Origin of the sequence: Pseudoxanthomonas sp. PXM04 (genome assembly GCF_014851695.1) — a bacterium.
GTDB classification, from domain to species: Bacteria; Pseudomonadota; Gammaproteobacteria; order Xanthomonadales; family Xanthomonadaceae; genus Pseudoxanthomonas_A; species Pseudoxanthomonas_A beigongshangi.
Window position 1 is genome coordinate 1,254,328 of record NZ_JACVAG010000001.1, and the last position, 25,247, is coordinate 1,279,574.

16 protein-coding genes and 1 riboswitch are annotated in these 25,247 nt (G+C 68.8%); of the genes, 12 read left to right on the forward strand and 4 right to left on the reverse strand.

Annotation, left to right across the window (positions count from 1 at the left end):
- Nucleotides 1-7: 7 nt before the first annotated feature.
- Nucleotides 8-394 carry a fluoride efflux transporter CrcB gene (gene crcB, locus IB228_RS05835; RefSeq protein WP_192197808.1) on the reverse strand — a complete coding sequence of 129 codons (387 nt, stop codon included), beginning with the start codon at nt 392-394 and terminating at the stop codon, nt 8-10.
- 55 nt (nt 395-449) lie between these two features.
- A riboswitch (Fluoride riboswitch) is annotated at nt 450-515 on the reverse strand.
- A gap of 366 nt (nt 516-881) precedes the next feature.
- On the opposite strand from crcB, the gene IB228_RS05840 reads away from it, so the two are divergent.
- The 5 genes from IB228_RS05840 to IB228_RS05860 all read left to right on the forward strand — a co-directional run bounded on the left by IB228_RS05840 (nt 882) and on the right by IB228_RS05860 (nt 5,269).
- Nucleotides 882-2,060 (forward strand): hypothetical protein, encoded by a 1,179-nt coding sequence (locus IB228_RS05840; protein WP_218533993.1) that lies wholly within the window; start codon nt 882-884, stop codon nt 2,058-2,060.
- A gap of 135 nt (nt 2,061-2,195) precedes the next feature.
- Nucleotides 2,196-2,678, forward strand: a complete 483-nt coding sequence (locus IB228_RS19745; RefSeq protein WP_225562229.1) for a hypothetical protein — start codon at nt 2,196-2,198, stop codon at nt 2,676-2,678.
- A complete protein-coding gene (locus IB228_RS05850) occupies nt 2,675-3,367 on the forward strand; it encodes a C39 family peptidase (protein ID WP_343227050.1) in 693 nt (230 codons plus the stop codon). The genes IB228_RS19745 and IB228_RS05850 overlap by 4 nt, the downstream gene beginning before the upstream one ends.
- Nucleotide 3,368: 1 nt before the next feature.
- Complete coding sequence (locus tag IB228_RS05855) at nt 3,369-3,878, forward strand: hypothetical protein (RefSeq protein ID WP_192197809.1); 510 nt, start codon at nt 3,369-3,371, stop codon at nt 3,876-3,878.
- 26 nt (nt 3,879-3,904) lie between these two features.
- A complete protein-coding gene (locus IB228_RS05860; RefSeq protein ID WP_192197810.1) occupies nt 3,905-5,269 on the forward strand; it encodes an acetate kinase in 1,365 nt (454 codons plus the stop codon).
- A 15-nt stretch (nt 5,270-5,284) separates the two neighbouring features.
- Here IB228_RS05860 and IB228_RS05865 read toward each other — a convergent pair whose 3' ends face one another.
- Nucleotides 5,285-6,937, reverse strand: coding sequence for a GMC family oxidoreductase (locus IB228_RS05865; protein WP_343227051.1), 1,653 nt, complete (start codon nt 6,935-6,937; stop codon nt 5,285-5,287).
- Between the two features lie 191 nt (nt 6,938-7,128).
- On the opposite strand from IB228_RS05865, the gene IB228_RS05870 reads away from it, so the two are divergent.
- A complete protein-coding gene (locus IB228_RS05870; RefSeq protein WP_192197811.1) occupies nt 7,129-7,668 on the forward strand; it encodes a hypothetical protein in 540 nt (179 codons plus the stop codon).
- A gap of 34 nt (nt 7,669-7,702) precedes the next feature.
- On the opposite strand, the gene IB228_RS05875 is transcribed toward IB228_RS05870, so the two are convergent.
- Together IB228_RS05875 and IB228_RS05880 are read right to left on the reverse strand one after the other, a co-directional pair.
- On the reverse strand, nt 7,703-8,140 hold the full coding sequence (locus tag IB228_RS05875) for a hypothetical protein (RefSeq protein WP_192197812.1): 438 nt from the start codon (nt 8,138-8,140) through the stop codon (nt 7,703-7,705).
- Nucleotides 8,141-8,146: 6 nt separating this feature from the next.
- The gene (locus IB228_RS05880; RefSeq protein ID WP_192197813.1) at nt 8,147-8,308 is read right to left on the reverse strand and encodes a hypothetical protein; all 162 of its coding nucleotides are present in this window, start codon (nt 8,306-8,308) and stop codon (nt 8,147-8,149) included.
- Between IB228_RS05880 and IB228_RS05885 the strand changes: the two genes are divergently transcribed.
- From IB228_RS05885 to IB228_RS05910, 6 genes are all read left to right on the forward strand, one after another.
- Nucleotides 8,298-8,966: a secretin and TonB N terminus short domain protein gene (locus IB228_RS05885; protein ID WP_192197814.1), complete on the forward strand. Its 669-nt coding sequence runs from the start codon at nt 8,298-8,300 to the stop codon at nt 8,964-8,966. The genes IB228_RS05880 and IB228_RS05885 overlap by 11 nt on opposite strands.
- Nucleotides 8,963-9,499 (forward strand): RNA polymerase sigma factor, encoded by a 537-nt coding sequence (locus tag IB228_RS05890; RefSeq protein WP_192197815.1) that lies wholly within the window; start codon nt 8,963-8,965, stop codon nt 9,497-9,499. Before IB228_RS05885 ends, IB228_RS05890 begins: the two co-directional genes overlap by 4 nt.
- The gene (locus tag IB228_RS05895) at nt 9,499-10,539 is read left to right on the forward strand and encodes a DUF4880 domain-containing protein (RefSeq protein ID WP_192197816.1); all 1,041 of its coding nucleotides are present in this window, start codon (nt 9,499-9,501) and stop codon (nt 10,537-10,539) included. Before IB228_RS05890 ends, IB228_RS05895 begins: the two co-directional genes overlap by 1 nt.
- A 399-nt stretch (nt 10,540-10,938) precedes the next feature.
- Nucleotides 10,939-24,507, forward strand: coding sequence for a filamentous haemagglutinin family protein (locus IB228_RS05900; protein ID WP_192197817.1), 13,569 nt, complete (start codon nt 10,939-10,941; stop codon nt 24,505-24,507).
- 2 nt (nt 24,508-24,509) lie between these two features.
- Nucleotides 24,510-24,662, forward strand: coding sequence for a hypothetical protein (locus IB228_RS05905; protein WP_192197818.1), 153 nt, complete (start codon nt 24,510-24,512; stop codon nt 24,660-24,662).
- An 11-nt stretch (nt 24,663-24,673) separates the two neighbouring features.
- A partial coding sequence (locus IB228_RS05910; protein ID WP_192197819.1) for a ShlB/FhaC/HecB family hemolysin secretion/activation protein occupies nt 24,674-25,247 on the forward strand: 574 nt, incomplete at its 3' end.

A 25,247-nucleotide genomic window follows, 5' to 3' on the forward strand; every position in this document is an offset into this window, starting at 1 on the left:
TGGGGAATCAACCCGTCAAGCCGCGCAGCAGCCGCACCGTCACCAACCCCAGGCCGGTCATCAGCAACGAGCCCAGCACGTGCATGGCGATGAGGGCGAACGCCCAGCCGTACTGCAGCCGCAGGATCAGCTGCATGGCTTCGGCGGAAAAACTGGAGAAGGTGGTCAGCCCACCGAGCAGGCCGGTGATCACGAACAGGCGCCATTCCGGCGCCAGCGCCGGATGGTGGGCCAGCCAGCCCATCGCCACGCCGATCGCGTAGCCGCCGATCAGGTTGGCGGCGAGCGTGCCGAGCGGCATCTGCGCATGCTGCGGATTGAGCCAGACGCTCAGGCCCCAACGCGCCCACGCGCCGAGCGCGGCGCCCACTGCAACGGCCAGGAAGGAATGCATCGCCGACTTCTCCAGAAAGGGAGCGATGGCGCATGCCCACCGCCCCGGATTGCGGGTTTCGGTAGGCATCATCAGCCGGCGCGCCGGCGGTTGGGGGAGGCATGCCATCTCCCGGGGCGCACAGCCTAGCATCGCCGCCGAGGTCCGTCGAAGACTTCGGACGATACGCAAGAACGGCGCCTATCGGCTTGATCCGGCAACCGATTGTCGGCGCGCCAGGGGGCGTATTCGGCGGCAGACGAGCGGCATGACGGTTAACGAAACCCTAACAAACACCCCCCGGCTGACTAACGTTTCCTATGTGAGCGTGACCAACGTCGTTTTTTAGCGCCTCCCCTGGGCGCCAGAACGACTCAGGAGATAAATCATGTGCACGCGTAAGACTCTCATTGCATCTGCAGTGCTACTCGGACTTGGTCTCACGGGACAGGCTTTCGCACAGGCAACCAACACGGAAAACGGACCTGGGGCCGATACGCTCGTCGCGGTGGACTTCGACGCCACCGACAGCAGCACCCACGACGGCGACAATCGCAACAACGACGGCGTGGCGTATGCCGATGGCTACGGCACGGCCGCCGCCAACAATGGCGGGACGGCGACCGCCACTTTCTCCAACGCGTTCAACCACAGCAAGGCGGTGGCCGAAACCAAGCTCATCGGCTCCGTCAGCGGGGTGACCGTGCATGACATCGGCAACGTCGCCAAGAACTGGGGCGATGCCAACGGTGGAAGTGGCGGACGCGGTGGCGCCGGTTACGGTGGTGACGGTTATGGCGGTGAAGGCAACGGCGGACGCGGCGGCAACGGCGGTGCCGGCGGCAGCGGCGGCAGCGGTGGCGATGCCATCAACGGCAGCGCCAGCGCCGGCGATGTCAGCAACGGCGGCGCGTCGGTCGGTGACGCGGTGGCCGGCAATGGCGGCAACGGCGGACGCGCCGATCACAACCGCGGCGGCCGTGGCGGAGATGCCGGTGCGGCCGGTGGCTGGGGCGGTGGCGCCAGCGGCGGCTGGGGCGGCGATGCCGCCAGCGGCAGCGGCGACACGCTCGCGGCCGATGGCGCGGCGGGTGGCGATGCCAGCTCCAATGCCGGACGCGTGCGCGAGCGCGGCGCGGGTGCGGCCACGGGTGGCACCAGCACGGCGACCGGCGGCGACGGCACCTCCGGTGGTGCGACCGCGACGGGTGGATCCAGCAGCGCGACGGCGGGCGCGGGTACGGGTGGTTCGGCCACCGGTACCGGCGGCGACGGCACCGCGACCGGTGGCGCGGGCGGCAGCCTGACCGCGACCGCGGGTGACGGCGGTGCGGGCGGCTCGGCCACCAACGGCGACGCCACCAATGGCAGCGCTTCGTCCACGGCCAGCAATGGCGACGCCACCGCCGGCGACGGCGCGATGGGCGCGGTCGGTGCCGAAGGCGGCACGGGCGGCGATGGCAACGGCGGTGTCGGCAACGGCGGCGTCGGCAACGGTGCGACCGGCGGTGCCGGCGGCATGGGTGGCTCCGTCGCCAACGACGCGGGCACCTTCAACATGTCCAACACCATGAGCAGCGTCGGCCAATCGGCCGCCGGTGTGATGGTGGCTGCGCAGAACAGCGGCGTCGCGTCGCTGATCCAGCAGGGCATCACCGTGCAGGCCAACCTGACCGTAGGTCCGTAAGCGCTCCCCGGGCGCGCCGGGGCCGCTTCGGCGGCTCCGCGTGCCATGCGCAGGACGATCCCGCCGCCCCCGCGGCGGGATCGACAGGGGGCGCGTGGCAAGGGCGTGCCTGGATGGAACGCATGGCAAGGGAGCATGACCATGCAGACCCGATATCGCTTCGTGCGGCGCCAGCGCGCCGCACCCGCCTTGCTGTTCGTGTTGTTCGCGCTTTTCGCCGGAGGAAGCGGCAGGGCCGCGGCGGATGAACCCGTCGCCCCTGCAACCGGAACCGCCCCGGCGATGCCGGAAATTCCGGTCTCGGCCATCGATCCGCCGGCGAGTTGGCTGGTGGTGAAACCGCGTCCGGTCAGTGACATCGGCGCACCGGTGGACGTGGCGCGACTGGCCGGGATGCGCGGTGGCGAGGATGACCACGGCAGCGTGGTCGTCATCGATGTCGACGGCACCGTCGACGGCAACACCGCGCATCACATCGACAGCGGTGGAAACACCATCACCCAGGGCGCCTTCGACAATGCCAACGGCATCAACACGGTCATCCAGAACACCGGCACCAACGTGCTCATCCAGAACGCGATGGTGGTGACCGTGAATTTCGCGGATCCCGCGCGGTGAACGCCGCCCGGGCCGCCGTGGCGCTGGCCATCGCCGCATTGGCTTGTGGCGGCGTGCCGGCGGCCGCGGCGGACATGGACGTGCGCGCGCCAGGTGGTGCGTACCAGGTGCGGGTGACCAGCCTGAAGGAAGCCCGCTTCCGCACCACCATCCCCCAACAGTTCGATTTCAGTTGCGGTTCGGCGGCGACCGCGACCCTGCTGACGTTCCAGTATGGCCATGCGGTCAGCGAACAGGACGTGTTCGTGCGCATGTACACCTACGGCGACCAGGCGCGCATCCGCAAGGAGGGTTTCTCGCTGCTGGACATGCGCCGCTATCTGCAGTCGCAGGGATTCGAGGCGGACGGCTTCGAACTGCCGCTGGAGAAACTGCAGGAGGAAGGCGTGCCGGCGATCGTGCTGTTGAACGATCGCGGCTATCGCCATTTCGTGGTGGTCAAGGGATTGAAGAACGGACGCGTGCTGCTGGGTGATCCGGCACGCGGCACGCGGGCGATGCCCAAGTCGCGGTTCGAGGCGCTGTGGGACAACCGCGTGCTGTTCGTCATCCACAACCGGCGCGCGCAGGCGCGCTTCAACCAGGAACGCGACTGGCGCACGGCCCCGCCGGCCCCGCTGGATATCGGTATCCAGCGCGATGGCCTGCGTGGCGTCGCGGTGCCACGACGCGGTCCGGGAGACATCTGACATGGACAGAGCATTGTTTTCGAGCCTGCTCGCGCTGGCCGTGCTGCTGCCCGCGGCGGCCGCGCCGCTGGGCGCGCGCGGCGACGACGGGAACGGCTTGGGCGCCGAGTGGACACCAATCGATCCGGCGCGGCTGGACGGCATGCGCGGCGGCTTTCAGTTGCCGTCCGGCGCGACCCTGTCGTTCGGTATCGAGCGGGTGGTGTACGTCAACGGTGAACTGGCGGCCAGCACCGCGGTGCGGGTGGCCGATCTGTCGCGGCTCAGTGCGGAGGAGGCGCGCGCGTTGGGCGAGTTCAGCCAGGGCATCGTGATCCAGCGCGGCGACGGCAACCGTTTCGAGCCGATGCGCCTGCCCGGTGGCGTGGTGATCCAGAACACCCTGAATGACCAGCGCATCACCACCATCACCCGCCTGGAGATCGACAGCCCGGTGTTGGGTGCCTTCCAGGGCATCAACGCCGGGGGAGCACTGCAGGACGCCCTCAACGGCACGGCCGGTACGCGCTGAAACCACCATCGCCAAGGAGACACCCGATGAAACGGACGTCGAATGCTCGCCGCAAACCGCTGGTTCTCGCCCTGGTCCTCGCGTTGACGGGCGGTACGGCCTGGGCGCAGGAGGCCCCCGTCACGGGCGCGCGACCACCCGGCGATGGCGAGGAGCGGCTGGATGGCCTGCAACGCCAGATCAACGAACAGACGCGCCAGCTGGAGCAGACCCGGCGGGCGCTTGAGCAACAGCAGCAGGCGCTGGCTCAATTGCAGTCGGCGCTCAACGAGGAGGTCCTGGCGAACGCGCGTGCGCGCGGCGCCCCCGCGCCGGCGGTGATGCCGGTGCTCGGACAGGCACCGGTGCTCGCCGCGCAGAGCGCGCCGGCGCAGGCCACCCCGGCCGCGCGGCCCGCCCCGCAGCCGGTGGGGCAGGCCCCCGAATCCGATTCGCGTCCGCCGGAGGTGGCGCAGATCTTCGACCAGCCCGGCGTGCTGACGCCGCCCGGAAAGTTCGTGCTGGAACCCTCCCTGCAGTACGGCTATTCGGCGAACGATCGCGTCGCGCTGGTCGGTTACACCGTGATTCCCGCGATCCTGATCGGGCTGATCGACGTGCGCCAGGTCAAGACCACCACCGCGGTGGCGACCCTGACCGGACGCTACGGCCTCAACCGGCGCTTCGAGCTGGAAGCCAAGCTGCCGTATGTCTACCTCGACGGCGACACCGTCAGTCGCGAAATCTTCACCGGATCGGCGCAGGACCGCGTGTTCAACGCCAGCGGCAATGGCATCGGCGATGCCGAACTGACCGCGCGCTACCAGATCAACCGCGGTGGCCCGGACAAGGCGTTCTACATCGGCTGGCTGCGCTACAAGAGTCGCACCGGCAAGGACCTGTTCGACGTGGTCACCGATTGCGTGACCCGTTGCGTGGGCAACACCACCGGCACCGGCCTGCCGCTGGAGCTTCCCACCGGCAGCGGTTTCGAAGCGCTGCAGCCGGGCGTGACCTGGCTGTATCCCTCGGACCCGGTGGTGTTCTTCGGCAGCCTGAGCTACCTGCACAATTTCAAGCGGCGCAATGTCTCGCGCCTGCTCGTCGACGGCCAGCGCGAGCCGCTGGGCGACATCGAAGCCGGCGACATCATCGGTTTCAACCTGGGCATGGGCCTGGCGCTCAACGAGAAGGCCGCCATCAGTATCGGTTACGACATGAACGTGGTCGGCAAGACCCAGCAGAACGGACGCGACGTGGCCGGCGCGGTGCGGGTGACCCTGGCCACGTTGCTGCTCGGCGGCACCTATCGCTTCAGCGACAGGGTTTCGCTCAATGTCGCGCTGGGCGCCGGACTGACCCGGGACACGCCGGATGTGAGCTTCACCGCGCGCGTGCCGATCACCTTTTGAGTACGGGTCGGACGGCTACAGCAGGAACAGGCAGTCGCGCAGGTGTTCGGCTAGGCGCATGCTGAGCGCGACCAGGGTGAAGGTGGGAAAGGCCCAGCCACCGGTCGGAAACACCGAACTGCCGGCGACGTGCAGGTTGTCCACGCCATGCACGCGCAGGTTCCGATCGACCACGCCATCGGCGGGGTCATCGGCCATGCGGGTGGTGCCCATGTGGTGGGCGGTGCCCTGCAACTGCGGCGCGCGTTCGTCGTGCAACCAGGCGTCGGCCTGGAAACGTCCGCCGCAAGCCCGCGCCAGTTCCTCGCCGAACAGGTGCGTGGCGGTCCGGTAGGTGTGCCAGTCGAGCGGCGTCAGCCGCCAGTCCACGCGCACGCGGCGTTGACCGAGCGGGTCCAGATCGTCGCCCAGGCGCACCCGGCTGTCGGGATTGGGCGCCTGTTCGAAATAGCCGACGACATCGACATGGTCGGGCGGAACGATCGGGCGATCGGTCAGCCGGTTGAACATGCCGCGCGCCAGATCGCCCATGCCTGGCGCCAGTTGCAGGGCGAGGCGGGCGAGGTTCTCCTGAGGAGGCGGCGGTGCCTCGTTGCCGCTGCCGAAGCGCAGCGCCTGCGACATCTGGCCTTCCAGCGAACCTCCCTCGTCGGGACGTGGTTTGCGCAGCGCCGAACGCAATCGCCGCGCCGCGTGGATGCCGCGCGGCACCTGGCCTTCCACCGCCACCGGCCGCACGCGTCCGCTGAGCATGCGATGGGCACGCATCGCGCCCTCGGACAGGCACAGTTCGGGAAATACCGGCGTGGGACCCTTGCCCCCGGAACGATCGTAGGGACGGGTAAGCGGGGTGACCGCGCGCGCATGCAGCGTGCCCAGCCGGCCACGCGGGTGATCCATGAAGTAGCGTCCGACCAGGTCCTGTTCGTTGCCCAGCCCATGCGGCACGGACGAGTTCGACAACAGCAGCAGGCGCGCGTTCTCGATGCCGCCGCAGGCCAACACGTAGCGATGCGCGCGCACTTGGCCGCGCTTTCCTTGCAGTGAGCCGATGCGGGCGGCATGCACGTGCTCGCCACCTGCATCGGACAGCAGTTCCAGCACGTTGGCGTGCAGTACCACCTGGATGTTGGGCGCGCGCTCCAGTTCGGCGCGATAGGCTTGCCCGAAAAATACCGGACTGAGCACGAAATTGCGGTTGACCAGGCGATCGCCCCTGAAACTGGGCGGGCGCCGCGCCGGTGCGCTCAGGAAACCGCCCGCCTCGAAGTCGTGCCCGTCGATGGCAAGCAGATCGCGCGCGCGGGCGTAATGGGGTTCCAGTTCGGCATAGGAGATCGGCCAGCCGCTGTGCGGCACCCAATCACGCGCGGCGAGATCCATCCGGCTCAACGGGATGCAACCGCCGCCCCAGGCATTGGTACTGCCACCGAATGCGCGCAGGCGGCTGGCGGCGGGATCCAGTTGCGGATTACCGATCGAATCGCCCGCGTAGAGGTCCTGGGTCTCGGCATCGCCGGCCATGCCGCCGCCCACCAGCAGGCAGACACGGACCGCCGTGTCGAGGTAGTGGCGCGCGATGGCGATGCCGGCGGGTCCGGCACCCACGATGCACAGGTGGGCATCGAAGTCGTCCGGCGTCGCGGCGTGGCGATAGTCGATCAACACGCCCGGGCCTTCCGCTTGCGACGGTTGCGTGGCTTCCTCATCGGAATCGCCTCGACCAGCCGGGAAGGGCCGGCACACTAGGACTGTTACGCGAAGTGCGGCAAAGGCAGGCCACCGCGTCGATTCCTGGCCGCCATCTCCCTGTCATGCAAGGCAGGCAGAGTCATCGGGTTTGGAACGGGAATCCGCCGATGAACGGCCTGCAAGACGAAAGGAAAGACCGGCCGACGCCGCAACCGCAGGCGGGTGCCGACACGACGCGAAACGGAACGGGCGGCTGGCTGCGGCGCCTGCTGGGTGCGGCCATAGCCTGGACCACGCTTGGCGCCACGGTCGGGGCCACCGCACAGGATCCGGTTCCCCAGCACTGGCTGGCGTATGCGCAGCAAGCCGGCACCGAACTGCAACGCAGGCTGGGCGAGGACAGCGTTCCCGCCAATCAATTGCACGACTGGATGGAACGTTCCGCCAGCCTGCCGCAGCGGCAGGATCCGGTGGTGGTGAAGCTGTGGATCGCGGCCAATGGCCGAATCATCCGCAGCGAGTTCACCTCGCTGGGCGACGCGGAAGCGGACGCCGCGCTCGAATCGTTGTTGCAGCCGCCGCTGGCGCAACCGCCCGCCGACATGCGCCAGCCGTTGGTGCTGGGCCTGTCGCTGCGCGAATCGGCGGAACCGATGGAGCCGGCGGGTCCGGGTGCCCACGCGGGCACCAGCGGCACTTCACTCTGAGGCATCCGTCGCGTCGCTTGCCTGGCGCAATCGCTCAGCGTCCGGGAATCACCGGCTTGGGCGACGGCGGCGGTGGTCGCTGCGGCTGGGTCGACGTGCCGAAAGTGTTGCCCATCCGCTGCTGGGTGGCGGCGCGATTGGCCAGGCCTAGCTTGGTGGGCGGCTGGCGCACGATGCGCTCGGAACCGGTGAGGTTCGCATCGGGGGAGGCGGGCGGCGTGGGCGAGGTCATCAGTTGTCCCAGGCACGCGTAGTCGGGCACGCGCTCGCCATTCACTTCCACGTCGACGCAGCGGGTGTCGGCGGGCTTGGTGGATTTGGCGGGCGCCGGTGTCGATGCGGAGTCGGTCGCCGGTGGCGTGGCGGGTATCTGCGTCGCCTGCGGTTCGGCGGCCAGCGCGGAGGAAACGAGCAGCGCCGCCGCGAATGGCAACAGGCGATGTGGGGAAAGATGGGGCCGGAGCGGATTCATGGCGTGTCACCGGACTGCAACGAAGGCGGAATAGTGTGCCGTGCTCGGCGTTTCGATACTGGCGCGTTCTGCCTGCAGTTTGATGACAGCTACTTGCGGAACGACCGCTGAACCCATCGCCGCCTGCGTGCGCGCGCCGACCGCGCGGCGAATGCCGATGCTTGCCATGCTGCTGGCCGCCGCGCTGGCACCGTTCGGCGTGGCGGCGAGGGAACCGGACGCATCGCATGACTTCAATCTGTCGGCGCAGCCGCTGGATCGCGCCTTGCAGACCTACGGACGGATCACCGGACTGGCGGTGCTGGTCGATGCGCGACTGCTGGCCAATCTGCATTCGGCAGAAGTGATTGGCCGCTATCGCGATGACGAGGCCCTGCGGAGGATGCTGGTGGGAACCGGATTGACCCCGCGCTTCGTCGGCGACGATGCGTTTACCCTGGTGATGTCGGGTGCCGACGCCGCGATGGACGAGCCCGCGCCGGAAACCATCGCGCCGGCGGCCACCGACAACCAGGACGCCGCCGCGCGCCGCCGTGGCGCGCGCATTCTCCAGCGCTCGCTGGAAGACGCGCTGTGCGGCGACGAATCGACCCGGCCCGGCGGCTATCGCGCCGCGATCCGGTTCCGGCTCGATGCGAGCGGCCGCATCCGGCAAGCGGAAATCAGCGAATCCAGTGGCGATGTCCTTCGCGACGCCGCGATCCTGGCGCGCCTGGCGGATCTTCCGTTGACCGGCCTGCCGCCGGATCTGCCGCAACCGATCACCCTGACCCTGTTGCCGGAAACCGGCCAGTCCACGCCGCCATGCCGGGGGCGGGAACGATGAGTGCCGGCCTGCGGGTACTGTTGCTGGATCACTACGAGGAATTCCGTCGGCGGTTGCGACGGCGGCTGGGTTCGGACGATCTGGCGCTGGATGCCCTGCAGGAAACCTGGCTGCGGGTGGAACGGATGCGCGAGGCCGCGCAGCCGGAACGCAATCCCATGGCCTACCTGTTCCGGATGGCGATCAACGCCGCCGCCGATCAGCGCGTGGCGCAGTCGCGGATCCTGACCGGGCTGGAAATCGACGCCTTGATGGACGAAGTGATCGACGAGCAGGATCCGGCGATCGTCGCGCTGGGCCAGGCCGATATCGCCGCGCTGGCGGAAGCCTTGCAGGAGTTGCCGCGCCGCCAGCGGGCGATCCTGCTGGCAGCGCGGGTGGAACAGGAACCGCTCGACGCCATCGCCGTCCGCCACGGTATTTCCCTGCGCATGGTCGGCAAGGATCTGAAGAAGGCGTTGCAGCACTGCGCGGACCGGCTGGACCGCCGGGTCGTGCAGCGGTTCGGTCCCGGCGCGGGAAAACAGTCGTGATGAATATGAAACCGGTCGAATCCGCTTCCCGGGAATGCGAACTGCGCGAACAGGCGCAGGCGTGGCTGCTGCGCCTCCAGTCCGGCCAGGCCACGGCCGCCGACGCCGATGCGTTCCGCCAATGGTGCAAGGCCGAGCCGGCGCACGTGCGTGCGTTCACCGAGGCGCGCCGGCTATGGAACGCGCTGGCGCCGGCCGCGGCATTGGCGGCCACCACCGCCATGACGGTGCCCGCGGCAGGCGAAGTGAACAGCGGAGGCGTCGCGGCATTGCCGCCCGCCGGCACGCATCGTGATGGCCGGCGTCCGCGCGCGATGCGGATGGGCCGGCGTGCGTTCCTGGGCGGCGCGGTGGCGGCCACGGCGGGCTGGTTGATCGCGCGTCCGCCGCTTGGCCTGTGGCCGGGCTGGGAGGAAGCCGCCGCCGACTATCGCACCACCGTGGGCGAATTGCGTGACGTCGACATCGCCGGAGTGAAGGTGGCGATGGGCGCGCGCACCGCGCTCAGCCGCGAAGGCGGCGCCGGCAACGAACTGCTGGAACTGGTCCAGGGCGAAGCACAATTCCGCACGCCCGAATCACCGGCCTCGCCGCTGCGCGTGCGGGTTGGCGATGGCCTGGTCACGCTGGCGCCGGGATCGCGCGTCAACCTGCGCTGTGTCGCCGAGGATCGTCGAATCACCTGCCTGTCCGGGCAGGCGCGGGTGGAGCAGGGCGGACGCGCAGTGGTGCTGGGGCCCTCGTGGCAGGCGCGGTTGGCGGAACGCCGGATCGCGTCGGTGGCGCCGGTGGACACGTCGCGGGTGGACGCATGGCGGCATGGTTTCCTGGTGTTCGACAACGAACCGCTGGCGCGGGTGGTCGACGAGATCAACCGCTACCGACCGGGCCGGATCCTCATCACCCGCGCCGAACTGGGCCGGCGCACCGTGCAGGCGCGCATTCCGATCCGGCAGGCCGACACCTTCCTCGATCTGGTCAAGGACGTCTACGGCGCGCGGGTGGTGCAGATGCCTGCTGGCGTGACCCTGTTGGGCTGATCGCATGGCCGGGCGACGGTGATGCCGCGCCTTTCGAATCTCGCGCTCGAATCCACGAATGCGCCTGCATCGAGGGCGTGGCGCGCTCGCGTGCACGCCGATTCGCTCGTCCGCACGGGCCCATTCGAAGCCATGCATCTTTCGCGGACGATCATCGTGCGCGTCTACCCAATGCAGTCGTTAGCAGGTGTAGATGACAGAAACATGAAATTCATCCGGCGAGTTGCCGCCCATTTTCGCGTGCATGAATTTTTTGTTTCAGCAGTTCAGTCGTCACCGGCCCCGTCGGTCTTACCCATCGTAACGAGCACAACCCATTCCAACGCGATGATCCGGGGACGGACGCGGGAAGGCGGGAAGTGCATCCAGCGAACGACATTCCACGGGTGGAAAACAATGGTGAATCAGCCGCAGCGAACGCGCACTCCTTCCACGGCCGATGGCTTGGGCATCAAGCCGCTGGCGCACGCGATCACCGCGTTGCTGGTCGCCGGCGGCATGATCGGAACCGCCAGTGCGCAGCAGGCGTTCAGCGCGGCCTGGTTCGCCAACAAGGGGGCCAACCAGCAGTCGGCGGCCCAGTCCGGGCGCCTGCCCAACGGGCAGCCGAGCAACCTGCCGCGGCCGGAACAACAGAACCGCGAGGCGCGCGACAAGCTCAAGACCTCGATCGAGAACCTGGCCACCGCCGCGCAGGCCATCGCCATGCAGCAGCGGCTGCAGCAGGCGGCGCGCGACGCCGCCAGCCTGCGCGCGCCCACCGTTCCCGACGGTCTGGGCGAGGGGGGGCTGAAGGTTGATCAGGACGCGCTGACCCGCGGCTGGCACAACGCCAAGGATCCGACCCAGCAGGTGGCGGACGGCAAGACCACCGTCACCATCGAGCAGACCGCCGACAAGGCCATCCTCAACTGGGAGACCTTCAACGTCGGCCGCAACACCACTGTCGATTTCAAGCAGGATGCGGCGTGGTCGGTGCTCAACCGGATCAACGATCCAAGTGCGCGGCCGTCGCAGATCCAGGGCCAGATCAAGGCCGATGGCACGGTGTTCCTGATCAACCGCAATGGCGTGGTGTTCAACGGCACCAGCCAGGTGAACGTCAAGAACCTGGCCGCGTCCGCGGTCGGCATGACCGATGCGCAGTTCCGCAGCGGGCTGTACAGCCAGGCGCAGGGCAAGGACTTCATTCCCACCTTCGCCAACGATCTGACCTCCACCGCCAGCAGTTTCCAGCATGGTGCGGCAACCGGTGCCGTCACCGTGGAGCAAGGTGCGCGGATCACCACGCATGTGCCCACTTCGGTGACCGAAGGCGGCGGCTATGTGCTGCTGGTGGGCCAGCAGGTGCAAAACCATGGGCAGATCGCCACCGCCAACGGCCAGACCACGCTGGCCGCGGGCGACGCGTTCGTCATCCGCAAGGGCATGGACACGGATGGCAACCAGGCCTCGACCACGCGCGGCAATCTGGTCTCGACCCTGCGACTGCCGGCAACTTCCGGCACCGGCACCGAGGGCAGTGCGCCAGCGACCGGCATGGTCACCAACACCGGTCTGATCCAGGCCACCACCGGCGACATCAGCCTGGTCGGCCACGAAGTCCGCCAGCAGGGCGCGGTGATCGCGACCACTTCCGTGCACACCCGCGGCACGGTCCATTTGACCAGCGATGCCACCGACGCAGACAGCCGCATCGTCCTGGACAAGGACAGCACCACCGCGGTGGTGCTGGACGAAAGCGCGACCACCGCCCTGGACGTGCAGCGCGAAACCCTCGTGCGGGACACCGACAAGCCGGACGGCAATGCCACCCACCGACGCGACCAGTCGCTGATCCGGATCAGTTCCGGTGGCGACGTCGATTTCCAGGGCCAGTCACTGACCCTGGCCACCGGTGGGCAGGTGCTGGTGGACGCGGCGGGCCGGTCGACCGTCGCCGATGGCGCGCGCATCGACGTGTCCGGCGCGGTCGGCGTGCGCATCGCGATGGAAGCCAACAATGTCCTGATCAACGTACAGGGCAACGAGCAGCGCGACGCGTCCGGCAACCGCGACGACAAGAGCCTCAACAACAGCAACATCTGGCTGGATCGGCGCGATCTGGTGCTGGTGCCGGCCGGCACCAACGGCTACGAAACCGATCGCTGGTACACCGCCGGCGGCCTGCTGGAAGTCGGCGGCTACCTGGGCGTCACCGGCCACGGCATCGGCGAATGGTCGGCGCAGGGTGGCACCGTGCAATTCAGCGGCGGCGAGGTGGTGACCCGCCAGGGTTCGCACATCAACCTGTCCGGCGGCACCCTGGACGTGCAGACCGGCTACGTCAACCAGACCTTCCTCAAGGGCGCCGACGGCAAGCTCTACAACGCGTCGAACGCGCCGGGTGATCTTCTCTACACCGGCCTGTACAAGGGCTTCGAGGATCTGCACGAGCGCTGGGGTTCGCAGACCACGTCCTACTACTACAACCCGCTGATCGCACCGCGGACGCGCCTGGAAGGCGGCTACGTGGTGGGACGCGACGCTGGCAAGCTGGTGGTCGCGACCCGGGGCGCGGTACTCGAAGGCGATGTCGAAGGCACCACCTTCCAGGGCGACCGCCAGCAGCGGACGCGTGATGCGGCGCTGGATGGTTATCAGCAGGCGCAGACCGCCGCCGCACGCGGCGCCAGCCTGATCATCGGCAGCCACCGCCCGGTGTACGACAAGAACACCGGCGATCTGCGCTATTCGCCCGACGCGGTGGTCAGCGCGGTGACGATCGGCGACGCGGTGCCGGGCGCCGAACCGGAGGCGGGCCGGATCGCGCTGGACGCGGACTGGCTGAATCGCCAGGGATTGGGGGGCCTGGAGGTGTATGCGCGCGGTGGCGTGCGCGTGGACGAAGCCCTGACCGTATCGCCCGGCGGCGAAATCGCGCTGCACGCCAGCCAGGTGGACGTCAATGCGGACCTGACCGCACGCAGCGGCAGCATCCGCCTGGGCAACATGGTCGTCCGCCACATCAGCGCCGAGGGCGGCAGCTGGCAGGAAACCGCGATCAGCGAAGTCACGCCGCCCGGTTATGCGCGCCAGACGAACCTGGCCGACGGAGTCACCCTGGACGCACGCGGCCTGTGGAACAACCGCCAGCACGATCCTCTCGCCATCGGCGGCCTGCCGTACGTGGATGGCGGCAGCGTGTCGTTGCGCAGCGACGGCAACGTGGTGCTGGGCAAGGACAGCCTGATCGACGTTTCGTCCGGCGCCACCCTGGGCGCGGACGACCGCCTGCATGGCGGTCGCGGCGGCAACGTGAGCCTGGCGGCCGGCCTGGTGGGCGGCGCCGGCGTGCTGTCGCTCGACGGCACGCTGCGGGGCCACGGCGTCAACGGTGGCGGCAAGCTCGATATCGAGCACGGCACCCTGGTCAGCATCGGTGACGGCGTTCCGCAAATCATCGAGCAGTTGCAGGCCGGTGAAACCAGCGATCTGCCGCTGCGCCTGGCAAACGACTACGTGATCCCGGCCGGGCAGCCGATCCCGATGGACTTCTCGGTCGTCATGACCCGCGTGCTGGGCGACCAGCCGGTGCCGGTGCGCACCCGCCCGCTGATCAGCGAAGCCAATCCGGTGACGTTGCAGGCCGAGTGGCGCTTGCCGACCGCGGTGCTGCTCGCCAATGGCACCTACCAGTACGCCGGCACCGTGCTGCCCGCCGGCACCGTGCTGCACGCCATCACCGAACTGGAAGCGGGCTACGTGGTGCCGCGCGACGTGTTCCCGGATGGCTTGCCGATCACCGCGTATACGGCGACGTACCAGGGCGGCAGCATCGCCGCCACCGACATCGTGGTGCCGCGCGGCCAGCGCATTCCGCCCGGCACCGCCTGGCCCGAGACCGTCGAAGTGCAGTCCTTCCTGGCATTGGACGGGGCGCTGTTCCAGTCCGGTTTTGGTGCCTATGCGATCCATGGTCGCGACGGTGTTTTGGTGCAGCCGGGCACCGAACTGTCGGTGCTGATGCCGCTGCTTGACTACGACCGCGACACCGCGCGCCGGATCGCGAGCGGCGCGGACCCCTCGGAAGCGCTGTCGGTATGGCTGCCGCCGACGCAGGCCGACGATCCCGACCAGGGCCGGACCACGCTGCGCCGGGGCGCGAGCCTGTCGCTCACGGCCGGTTCGATCTACGCCAATGGCGTGCTGGAGATGGGCAAGGACAGCCGCATCGAGGTGGATCCGGGGCAATCGATCACCTTGACCGGCAACGACCAGATCACCATCGAGGGCGAACTGCGGGCGCATGGCGGGCGCATTTCCATCCTGCCCGGCGCGTGGGGGCAGGGCCTCGACAGGAACCGGCCGAACGGGAAGCCGAACGGACGCTCGATCTGGATCGGCGACGACGCGGTCCTGGATGTGTCCGGACGCGCCTACACCGGCGTCGACGCGAACGGGCGCCGCTTCGGCCAGGTGCTCGACGGCGGCACCATCGAAATCGGCGCGCGCCATGACCTGGAGGCGCGCGAATTCAACGCTGTGGACGCGTTCCTGGTGGTGCGTCGCGGCGCGCGACTGGAGGCGTCCGGTGCGCAGGCGACGCTGGATCTGCCCGGCCTCGGCGGCACGCTGATTCCCAGTCATGGCGGCGTGATCGCGCTGAGCGCGAGCAATGGCCTGTATATCGACGGCCAACTGCGCGCGGCCGCGGGCGGTGCCGGTGCGGCCGGCGGTACCCTCGCACTGAATCTGGAAACCCCGCTTTACCGCGAAGTGGGGCGCTGGGATTACCTGGGGGATGACGTCGACGACGCCGTGCGCGTGCCGCGCGAGCTGCTGCTGGAGCAGAACTACGGCGGCAGCGGACTGGCCGACGATGCCGAAGCCGGGCAGATGCACGAGAGTCTGGTCTATGGCCAGGCCCGCTATGGCGTGGACGCGATCCGCGCGGGCGGATTCGACACCACCGCGCTGCACGTCAACGGCCTGCTGAGCTTCGCCGGCGATATCGACCTGCGCATGCGGCAGGCGCTGTATCTCACTGCCAGCGGCATCGGACTGGGTGCCGATGCCGCCCGTGACAGCCGGGTGACCCTCGCCGCGCCGTACCTGCGACTGTCCGGCTCCACGCGCCGCCAGGGTGATGGCGAGATGATGCCGAATCCGGTATTCGGCTCGCGCAACATCAGCGCCGGAAACGGCACCCTGGGCGCGCCCGGCATCGCCGAAGGCTCCGCGCTGCGCCTGGATGCGGATCTGATCGACATCGTCGGCGAAGTCGGCATGGGCGCCAATGGCGCGATCATCCACAACAGCGGCACGCCGCTGGAGGTCCGGCGCGACGCGTTCGAGGCGCTGCAACTGCATAGCCGCGGCGACCTGCGCCTGCGCGGCGCCAAGCTGTTCTCGCCCGGCGACACCTTGCTGGAAGCCCGCCAGATCTACGGCAATGGCAACGTCGTCGTCGGCCTGCGCAGCCGTGTCAACCAGTGGAACAATCTGGAGCAGTACTACGACCCGGACAGTCGTCTCGACATCGCCCGGGTCGGCAGCGAACTGCCGCCAATGCCGTACAGCGTGTTCGGCGCGATGAGCTTCGCCGCCGCCACCGTCAACCAGGGCGGCGTGCTGCGGGCACCGCTGGGCAGCATTACGCTCGGCAGTGCGGACAGCAACGGCAAGACCGGTCTGGTCAACCTGTTGCCAGGCAGCGTCACCTCGGTCAGCGCACGCGGCCTGATCATGCCCTACGGCGGCACCGTCGATGGATTGGTCTATCAGTACGAAGGCACCGACGTCGAATTCCGCGGACTCGGCAACGAGCCGAAGGTCGAGTTCCAGAGCCATGCGGTGAACGCACAGGCCGGGGCAACGGTGGATCTGTCCGGTGGCGGCGAACTTGCCGGTGCCGCATTCCTGTCCGGCCGTGGCGGCTCCACCGACGCGCGCCTGCATCCGTTGGTGCAGATGGCCGCCGATGGCAGCGGTTTCACTTTGCCGGGCCTGTCGACCAATCCGGTCTATGCGATCGTCCCGGGCGTGCAGGCGGGACAGGCCCCGGTGGGAGGAGAGCAGGGCGCCGGTGCGCCGGCGCTGGGTCGCCAGATCACCATCGGTGCTGGCATGCCCGGCCTGCCGCCAGGCACCTACACGCTGCTGCCTTCGACCTATGCGCTGCTGCCGGGCGCTTTCCGCGTCGAGATCAACGGGCTGGCCAATTCCGCGGCCTCGTTCGGCAGCACCACCGCGATGCGCAACGGCTCGTGGAGCGCGGCGGCGCAGCTGGGAACCGCCAATACCGGCCTGCGCGACGTGTTGCCGACCCAGGTCATCCTGACCTCGGCCGACACCCTGCGCAGCTATTCGCAATACAACGAGACCAGTTACGCACAATTCGCCATCGACAGCGCCGCGCGCGACGGAGTCCCGCGTGCGCTGCTGGAACGCGATGCCAAGGCCATCAGCCTGCGCCTGATCGAACGAAGCGAGGAAGGTTCGCGCGGCGAACCCTCGCTGCGCTTTGACGCCACCGTGCTGGCAAAGCCCGAGCAGGGCGGGCACGGCAGCCTGACCAATCTCTGGTACGCGCGGAACTATGAAGTCCTGGCCGACGGCGCCGCGCCCACCGAGGGCTTCACCGGCGTTTCGATCCATGCCAGCGAACTCAACACCCTCGGTGGCACGCGCCTGGTCATTGGCGGACGCCTGACCAGCACGCAGCGGGATCACACCGGCAGCCAGCAGCGGGCCAACCAGATCGGCATCTTCGGCAACTCGACGGCAAACATCGTGCTGCGCGAGGGCGCGGTGCTGGAGGGCACCGACGTCTTCCTGATCAGCAGCCGGGTGGACGGCGCGATCACGCTGGAGCAGGGCGCCGGCATCAATACGCTCGGCAAGGGAGCTTCGACGCTGGGAGCCGAACAGGGCTACGTGTATACCCCCGGCCAGAACTCCGTGCTGGCGGTTTCCAACGGTGCGCTCGACCTGCTGGCACCGGACGCGCCCAATTCGGACGGCGGCGGCGCCGGCGCGATCGAGATTGGCGTGTGCGCGGCAGGGGGAAGCTGCGCGGGTGAAACCCGGCTCTATTCCGAAGGCACGATCGCCACCGCGACCGACAACCGCTTCGTGCTGGGCGACGAGGTGCGCTACGGGACCCGCAACCTGGTGCTGGCGGTGGGCGGCATCAATGTGGGCAGCCAGGCCGCGCTGGCCGACGCCGCGGCGCGCGGCGCGCTGCCCGCCGGCATGACCCTCAACCAGCAGGTCCTGGACCGGTTGCTGCTCGGCGATACCCGCAATGGCGCGCCCGCGTTGCAGAACCTTGCGCTGACGGTGCGCGAATCGATCAACTTCTACGGGTCGGTCAGCCTGTCCACCTTCAATCCGGTCACCGGCAAGTCCGCGCTGGAGCAACTGGTCCTCGGTGCACCGGCGATCTACGGCTACGGCGATGCCGGCGACGTGGCGCGCATCCATACCGACACCCTGGTCTGGACCGGATCGCGGCTGGCGGGTGGCAACGTGGTCGCGCAGGGCCCCGGCACTGGCAGCGGGCAGCTGACGGTCGATGCGCGGGTGATCGACTTCGGCCATGCGACCAAGAGCCAGCCGGATACGGTGCGCAGCTACGACCGGATGACGCTTGGCTTCGCCGGCGTGAACCTCAACGCGAGTGAACGGGTCACCGCCTCGCACAAGGGGACGCTGTCGGTGTACCAGTCGCAGGGCGCGTGGGATCCGGCCGCCAAGGCGTTCACCTATCACGGCGGTGATCTCAACATTAGCACGCCGCTGTTGACCGGCGCGGCGGGTTCGGTCAACCGGATCACCGCCGGTGGCGATGTGCGCGTGACCGGAACTGGTGGCGTGGCGCTGGCGGTGGCCAGCGATGCGCTCGGCGCCGAGATCGCGCTGGACAGCCGCGGCGGCCGGCTGCTGTTCGACGGACTGGCGTGGCTGCCGAGCGGCAAGCTCACCCTGAGCGCGCAGGACGACGTGGTGCTGGGGGATGCCGCACGGCTTGATCTGGCCGGACGCAAGCTCGAATTCTTCGATGTCAGCAAGTACAGCTGGGGCGGCGACGTGGTGCTGGAAAGCCGCACCGGTGACGTCCGCCAGTCCGCGGGTGCGCAGATCGATCTGTCGGCGCGCTTCAATCGCGCCGGCAAGCTGGGCGCGTTCGCCCAGGCCGGCACGGTGGACCTGGCCGGTCGCATCCTCGGCGCCAGCAGCGGCCACTACGACGCCGGTGGCACCGAGGTGCCGTTCATGGCCGGTCGCATCGACGTGCATGGCCTGCACATCGCCGATTTCGGCGGGCTCAACGCGCGGCTGACCGCCGATGGCGTCACCGGTGCGCGCAGCTTCCGGCTGGGCGAGGGTGATCTGGTCGTGGGCAACGAGATCAAGGCCCATGAAGTCAATGTCTCGCTCGACAAAGGGCATCTCACGGTCGATGGCGTCATCGATTCCAGCGGCGAACAGGCGGGCAGCATCCGCATGGCCGCGCGCGATGGCGTCACCCTGACCGGCGGCGCGGTGCTGGATGCCAGCGCCGACGTGCTGCGCCGGGACAGCTACGGTCAGGTCATCGAGGCGCCCAACCGCGCGGTCATCGAGGTGGATTCCGGTGCCGGCCTGTTGCGGATCGACAGCGGCGCACGCATGGATCTGCGGGTGGCAGGTGCCGATCGTGGCTATGGCACGGTGGCGCTCAACGCGCCGCGCATCGGCGGCGACGATGTCGCCATCGATGCCCGCGGCGACATCGCCATCGAAGGCGCCAAGACCATCACCGTCAACGCTTTCACCAGCGACGACAGCGCCCGGCCCGGCGTGGATGCCACCACCGACGGCGGCAGCTACCAGATCATCGACCAGGACTATCTGGACCGCCTGCACGGGCAGAACACGGCATTCATCACCGCCGCCCTCGGCAACGCGGATCTGATGGAGCATCGTCTGGGCGGCCTGCGCGGCTATCGCGATCAGTTCCATCTGCGCCCGGGCGTGCAGATCGTCAGCAGTACGGATCCGGCCATCAATCCGGATGGCAACCTGCATGTGGACGGTGATCTGGATCTGTCCGGCCATCGCTACGTCAGCGTCAACCCGCATTCGCAGCAGACCACCACGCGCGGTTCCGGCGAAGCCGGCGCGCTGGTGATCCGCGCGCGCGGCGATCTGGAAGTGTTCGGCAGCATCAGCGACGGCTTCGACGGCTCGCGCCTGACCGCGGGCTTCGATGACGAGGGCTGGATCCTGACCAAGGGGCGGCAGCCGCATGGCGCCGACGTGGTCGTGCCGCACGGCGGCAAGGTCACGCTGGTGGCCGGCACCGTGTTCCCGTCCGGCAAGGTGCTCAACTACGACGTGCGCATCGTCGGCATGGAAGTGGCCGCGGGCACCCAACTGCCAGCGGAAGCGACGCTGGCGCAGCCGTTGACGCTGCCGCGCGGCACCGTGCTGGGCGGCCCCGTGTTCGATGCCGGCGGCACTCTGCTGTACGCGGCGGGCACGGTGTTGGCCGACACGGTCACGTTGCCGGCCAATACCCTCCTCGGCGCGGGCCTGCGGCTGCCGACGGCGGCGCGACTGGGCGAAATGATCTGGCCGGCCGGTATCGCGCTGCCGGCGCCTTCGCGCGGTTCCGGCGTGGCACTGGCCGCCGATCTGGCGCTGGCCAAGGGGGCTTTCATCCCCAGCGAGACCGAAGTCAAGTTGCCGGGTGACGTGCAAACCGTCGACCTGCGCGACAAGGACGCGGATGGCCATCAGGGACTCCAATGGGCACTGGCGCCGATGCTCGCGGCCGGATCGCAGTCCTGGGACATCACCCTGGTGGGTGGCGCCGATCCGGATGCGGCGGATCGCCTGGCGGTCGCGCGTGAGCGAACCGGCGGTCTGCGTCTGTCCGACAACCATTACGGCATGGGCATGCAGCAGTTGCCGGTACCGGGTACGGGTTCTCCAGCGGTGTATCGCTGGGGCGATGCGCCCCACCAGGAATTCGTCGACCTGCTGTCGATGTTCGGTTACTCGTTCCCGATCATCGCCGGCGCGGTGATTACGCCCGCGGAAGTCGAGGAACTTCAGCTGCTGGGCATCATCGGTGTCGACGCGGGCGAGCTGAACCTCTGGGGTTATGGCGATCTCTCCGCGCTGGTCACGCCTGCCACGCCGCCGGACATGGATTACTACACGTTGCCGGTGCGCGAGCAACTGGCCAGTGTGGTGCGCACCGGCACCGGTGATCTGAAGCTGGTGTCCGGCGACGACATCCTGACCACGTCGCTGTACGGCGTCTACACCGCCGGCACGCCGTCGGCGCGCATCACCGCGGCCGATGGCAGCGAGCCGTTCAACCTGCCGCGGGGCGCGGTCGTGGATGGGACCATCCTGGGGCCAAGTGGCGGCGACCTGTTCGAACATCTGGTCGACGGCGGCAGCCAAAGTCTGTACCAGGCGTGGTTCCCGGAGGCCGGTGGCAACCTGCTGCTGCGCGCACGCGGGGACATCATGGGCGATAGCGTCGGCAAAACAACGGCCGTGATTCGCCCGGATGCGCTCGGTTACCGGAATGGCCCGCTCACCGGCAGCGCATCGATCGGCAACTGGCTGTGGCGGCAGGGCAGCGGCAGCGTCGGCGATGCCGGCGGCAACGTGGCCACGGCATGGTGGATCAACTTCGGCACCTACATCGCGTCGAACCGGGATAACGGCATGTCCGGATTCGAAGGCATGCCACGAATGATGGCGTTCACCGGTTTCGGCACGCTGGGAGGCGGCAACCTGCTGCTGGAAACCGGCGGTGACGCCGGCATGCTTCAGGGACGCGGCGACAAGGGCTACGTGATCGCCCGCAGCCAGGGCGTGAACCTGGCGGTGGCCAGCACCGGTCGGGTGACCGCGTCCGGTGAACTGGTACAGACCGGCGGTGGCGATCTGGATATCCGCATCGGCGGGGGCCTGAACCCTGATCCGTACGAGCGCAGCTTCCCCGTCGGCAACCTGGTTCCGGAAGCCAATACCTTCCCGGCCAACAACGTCCACCGCCTGGACCTCAACGGCAGCTTCACCAACCTGCGCGGCGCGCTGCGCATGGAAGCCGGAGCGGTCGGCGGCGTCGAACTTCGCCATGGCGGCATGGATCCCAAGGAGTCACGCGCCAACGACGTGTACACCGCGACGGCGGCGACCTCCGGTGGCGGTCCGTTGCTGGTGCTGGGCGACGCCACCGCGCGCATCGATACGCGCGGCGATCTGGTCCTGACCGGCGCCGCCGACGGTGGCCGGGTGCCGCAGTTCCACGGCGGATCCCCGTACCGGATCAACGACACGCTGCACGATGGTGGCGGCTGGAACTGGTTCTCGCTGTGGACACCTTCCACCGCGGTCGACCTGTTCGCCGCCGGCGGCAACCTGACCCCGACCCTGGGTGAACTGGATCGCGGCAGCTTCAGTGACTTCCAGGCCACCGACGGCAATTTCATCTATCCCTCGACCGTGCGTGCGGTCGCCGCCAGCGGCAGTCTGTTCTATGGCATCAACGGCCTCGCCAACGGCGTGGTCCTGGCGCCTTCGCCGGTGGACGGGCGTTTCGTGGTCGAAAGCGCCGGCCAGCTCGAATTGCTGGCGCGCGATTCCATCTACGCGGGCGGCAATGGCTTCTCGGTGTCGGGTGCGGATCCGACCCGCTTGCCCAGCCCCTTCAATCCCGGTTTCGTCGGCTTTGATGACAACGTCTGGTACGGGCGTCGCGTCTGGCACAACGTCAGTCCCGATGCGCTGGCACCGTCGGCACTGTTCGCCTTCGGTCACGACGGGCCGCTCGGTACTTCGCAGGCCTATCCGCTGTTCTCGTTCACGCCGCCCACCGCGTCGGGCCATGTGTACGCGGGTCGCCAGCCCGCGCGTTACTACGCGGTGGAAGGGGATCTGGTGGGGCTGCAGCTTGGCGGCATCGTCTATCGTGGCCTGCATACCGGGGAGCGCGGCAACTATCCGTCCTGGTACGACGGCGGTGGCGCGGTCGCGGTCCGCGCCGGCCGCGACATCGTCAACGCGGGCACCCAGTTAGGCCAGTTCGATACGCTTGGCCAGAACTACGGGCAGGAGACGGGCGCGCTCGGCTGGTTCGGTGTCCCGACGACCCTCGACCTTTCCGCGCCACACAAGCCGAATTACGTCGGCACCGGCACCTCGCGCGGCAATCTGATCGTGCACACCAGCGCCGACGACGTGTCGGTGGTCGAGGCGGGACGGGACATCCGCTTCAGCTCCTTCTACATCGCCGGCCCCGGCGAATTGGAACTCACCGCCGGCCGCGACGTGTACATGGCCGACAAGGCCGAATTGCGCAGCATCGGGCCGGTCTACAACGTTACTCCGGGTGATCGGGGCAGCGGCGCCGGCATCACCGTCATGGCCGGGGTAGGCGAGCACGGTGCGGACTGGGCGGCCTTCGCGGCGCGCTACCTGGACCCGGCGAACCAGGCCGATCCGGAACGCCCGCTGGGCGATCAGCCCGGCAAGGCGGTGCGCATCTACGACGGCAGCCTGACCCTGGCGCAGTGGCTGGCGCGCGAGTTCGGCTACACCGGAGACGAGGCCGGCGCGACAACATTCATGCTCGAAAAGCAGGCCGAGCTGGATCAGGTCCGCAACACCGCGCTGGCAGCAGGCAAGAGCGCAAGCAACCGCAACCTGACGCGCGAGTTCCAGCGCGAGAGCGATCTGCACCTGGTCAACTGGCTCACCGCGCGTTTCGGCGGCGCCAACGGCCTGGGCCTGCACTTCGACGCCGCCGTCATGGACGCCCGCGCCTTCTTCGCCGCGTTGCCGCCGGAACAGCAGCGCGTGTTCCTGCGCAATGCCTACTACAACGAACTGAAGACGGCCGGCCGCGAGTACAACCAGGACGGCGGCCCGCGCGAAGGCAGCTACCTGCGCGGACGCGAGGCGATCGCCACGCTGCTGCCGGCGAAGGACAGTGCCGGCAACGCCATCCGTTACGAGGGTGGCCTGACGATGTTCAGCAGCGCCTTGTACTACGAGACCTTCGGCGAGACGCCCTCCGCACGCCCCCGGCCGGGCCAGAGCTACATCCGCGAGGACGAATGGTTCGCGCGCGGCCGTCCCGGCGGCGTGCCGTTCTACAAGGTCCTCGACGCCGGCATCCATACCGACTTCGGCGGCGACATCAACCTGCTGGTGCCCGGCGGCCGCACGCTGGTCGGCGTGGATGGCGGATTCACCCCGGCGGAAGGTTCCGGCGTGCTGACCCAGGGCGATGGCGACATCAACATGTACTCGCAGGGCAGCATCCTGCTGGGCCAGAGCCGCATCTTCACCACCTTCGGCGGCAACATCCTGGCCTGGTCGGCGGAGGGCGACATCAACGCCGGCCGCGGCAGCAAGACCACCATCGTGTACACCCCGCAGCGTCGTGCCTATGACGCCATCGGCAATGTTTCGCTGTCGCCGACCACGCCGAACACCGGCGCGGGCATCGCCACGCTCAATCCCATCGCGGAAGTGCCGCCCGGCGATGTGGATCTGATCGCGCCGTTGGGCACCATCGACGCGGGCGAGGCGGGCATCCGTGTTTCCGGCAACGTCAACCTGGCCGCGCTGCGGGTGGTCAACGCCGAGAACATCCAGGTGCAGGGCGAGGCCAAGGGTATTCCGGTGGTCGCGGCGGTGAACGTCAGTGCGCTGTCCAACGCCAGTTCCGCCGCCACCAGCGCGGTGCAGGCGGCGCAGGACGTGGTCAAGCGGCAGAACGCGCGGAATCGTCCGTCGGTGATCAGCGTGCAGGTGCTCGGCTTCGGCGCCGACGCCAGCGGCGCAGCGCCGCGCGGTGGCGAAGGCGAGGGCTACGACGCCAACAGCGTGGTGCAGGTGAGCATGGGCGATCCCGCGGCGGAACCGCGCAAGCGCCCGGCACCGTCAAACCCGCGTCAAGGACGGCATTGAGAATGAAACGACGCCCGATGGGGATCGGATTCGTCCGCACGCTCCGCAATCCGGAAATCCCGCTGCCGCTGGTCTCGATGACGCCACCGCCCATGCAGCGGCGTCATCGGATGAAGGTCGCTGCCGATTCGCTTTTGTCCTTCCTTACGCATTGAGAACCCGACCGATGTTCCCAGACAAGAAGGCGCCGAGGCTGGCGCCGTTGACCCTGTGCCTGCTGGCCGCGAGCACATCCACGTTCGCGCAGGACGCCCCGCCCGCAGCCGAGGCACCGGAGGCGTCGAGCGCGCCGCCGCAGCGGGTGAGCATCCAGGAGTACCGGGTGCGCGGCAACAGCGTGCTGGCGGCGCGGGAGATTGAGCAGGCGGTGATGCCGTACCTGGGCCCGGGGCGGACGCTGGCCGACGTGGAGGCCGCGCGCGATGCGCTGCAGGCGGCCTACCAGCAGCGCGGCTACCAGTCCGTGTACGTGGACCTGCCCGAGCAGCAGGTCAGCGGCGGGGTGGTGGTGCTGCAGGTGACCCAGACCCGGGTGGGGACGGTGAACGTGGTCGGGGCCCGGCACCACGACCCGGCACGGCTGCGCGCGGCGGTGCCGGCGCTGGCCACCGGGCAGGTGCCGGACTTCCGCCGCGCCCAGGACCAGCTGGCCGCGCTCAACCGCACCGCGCGCCGGCAGGTGGTGCCGCTGGTCAAGCCCGGGGCCACGGAGGGGACCATGGACGTGGACCTGAAGGTGG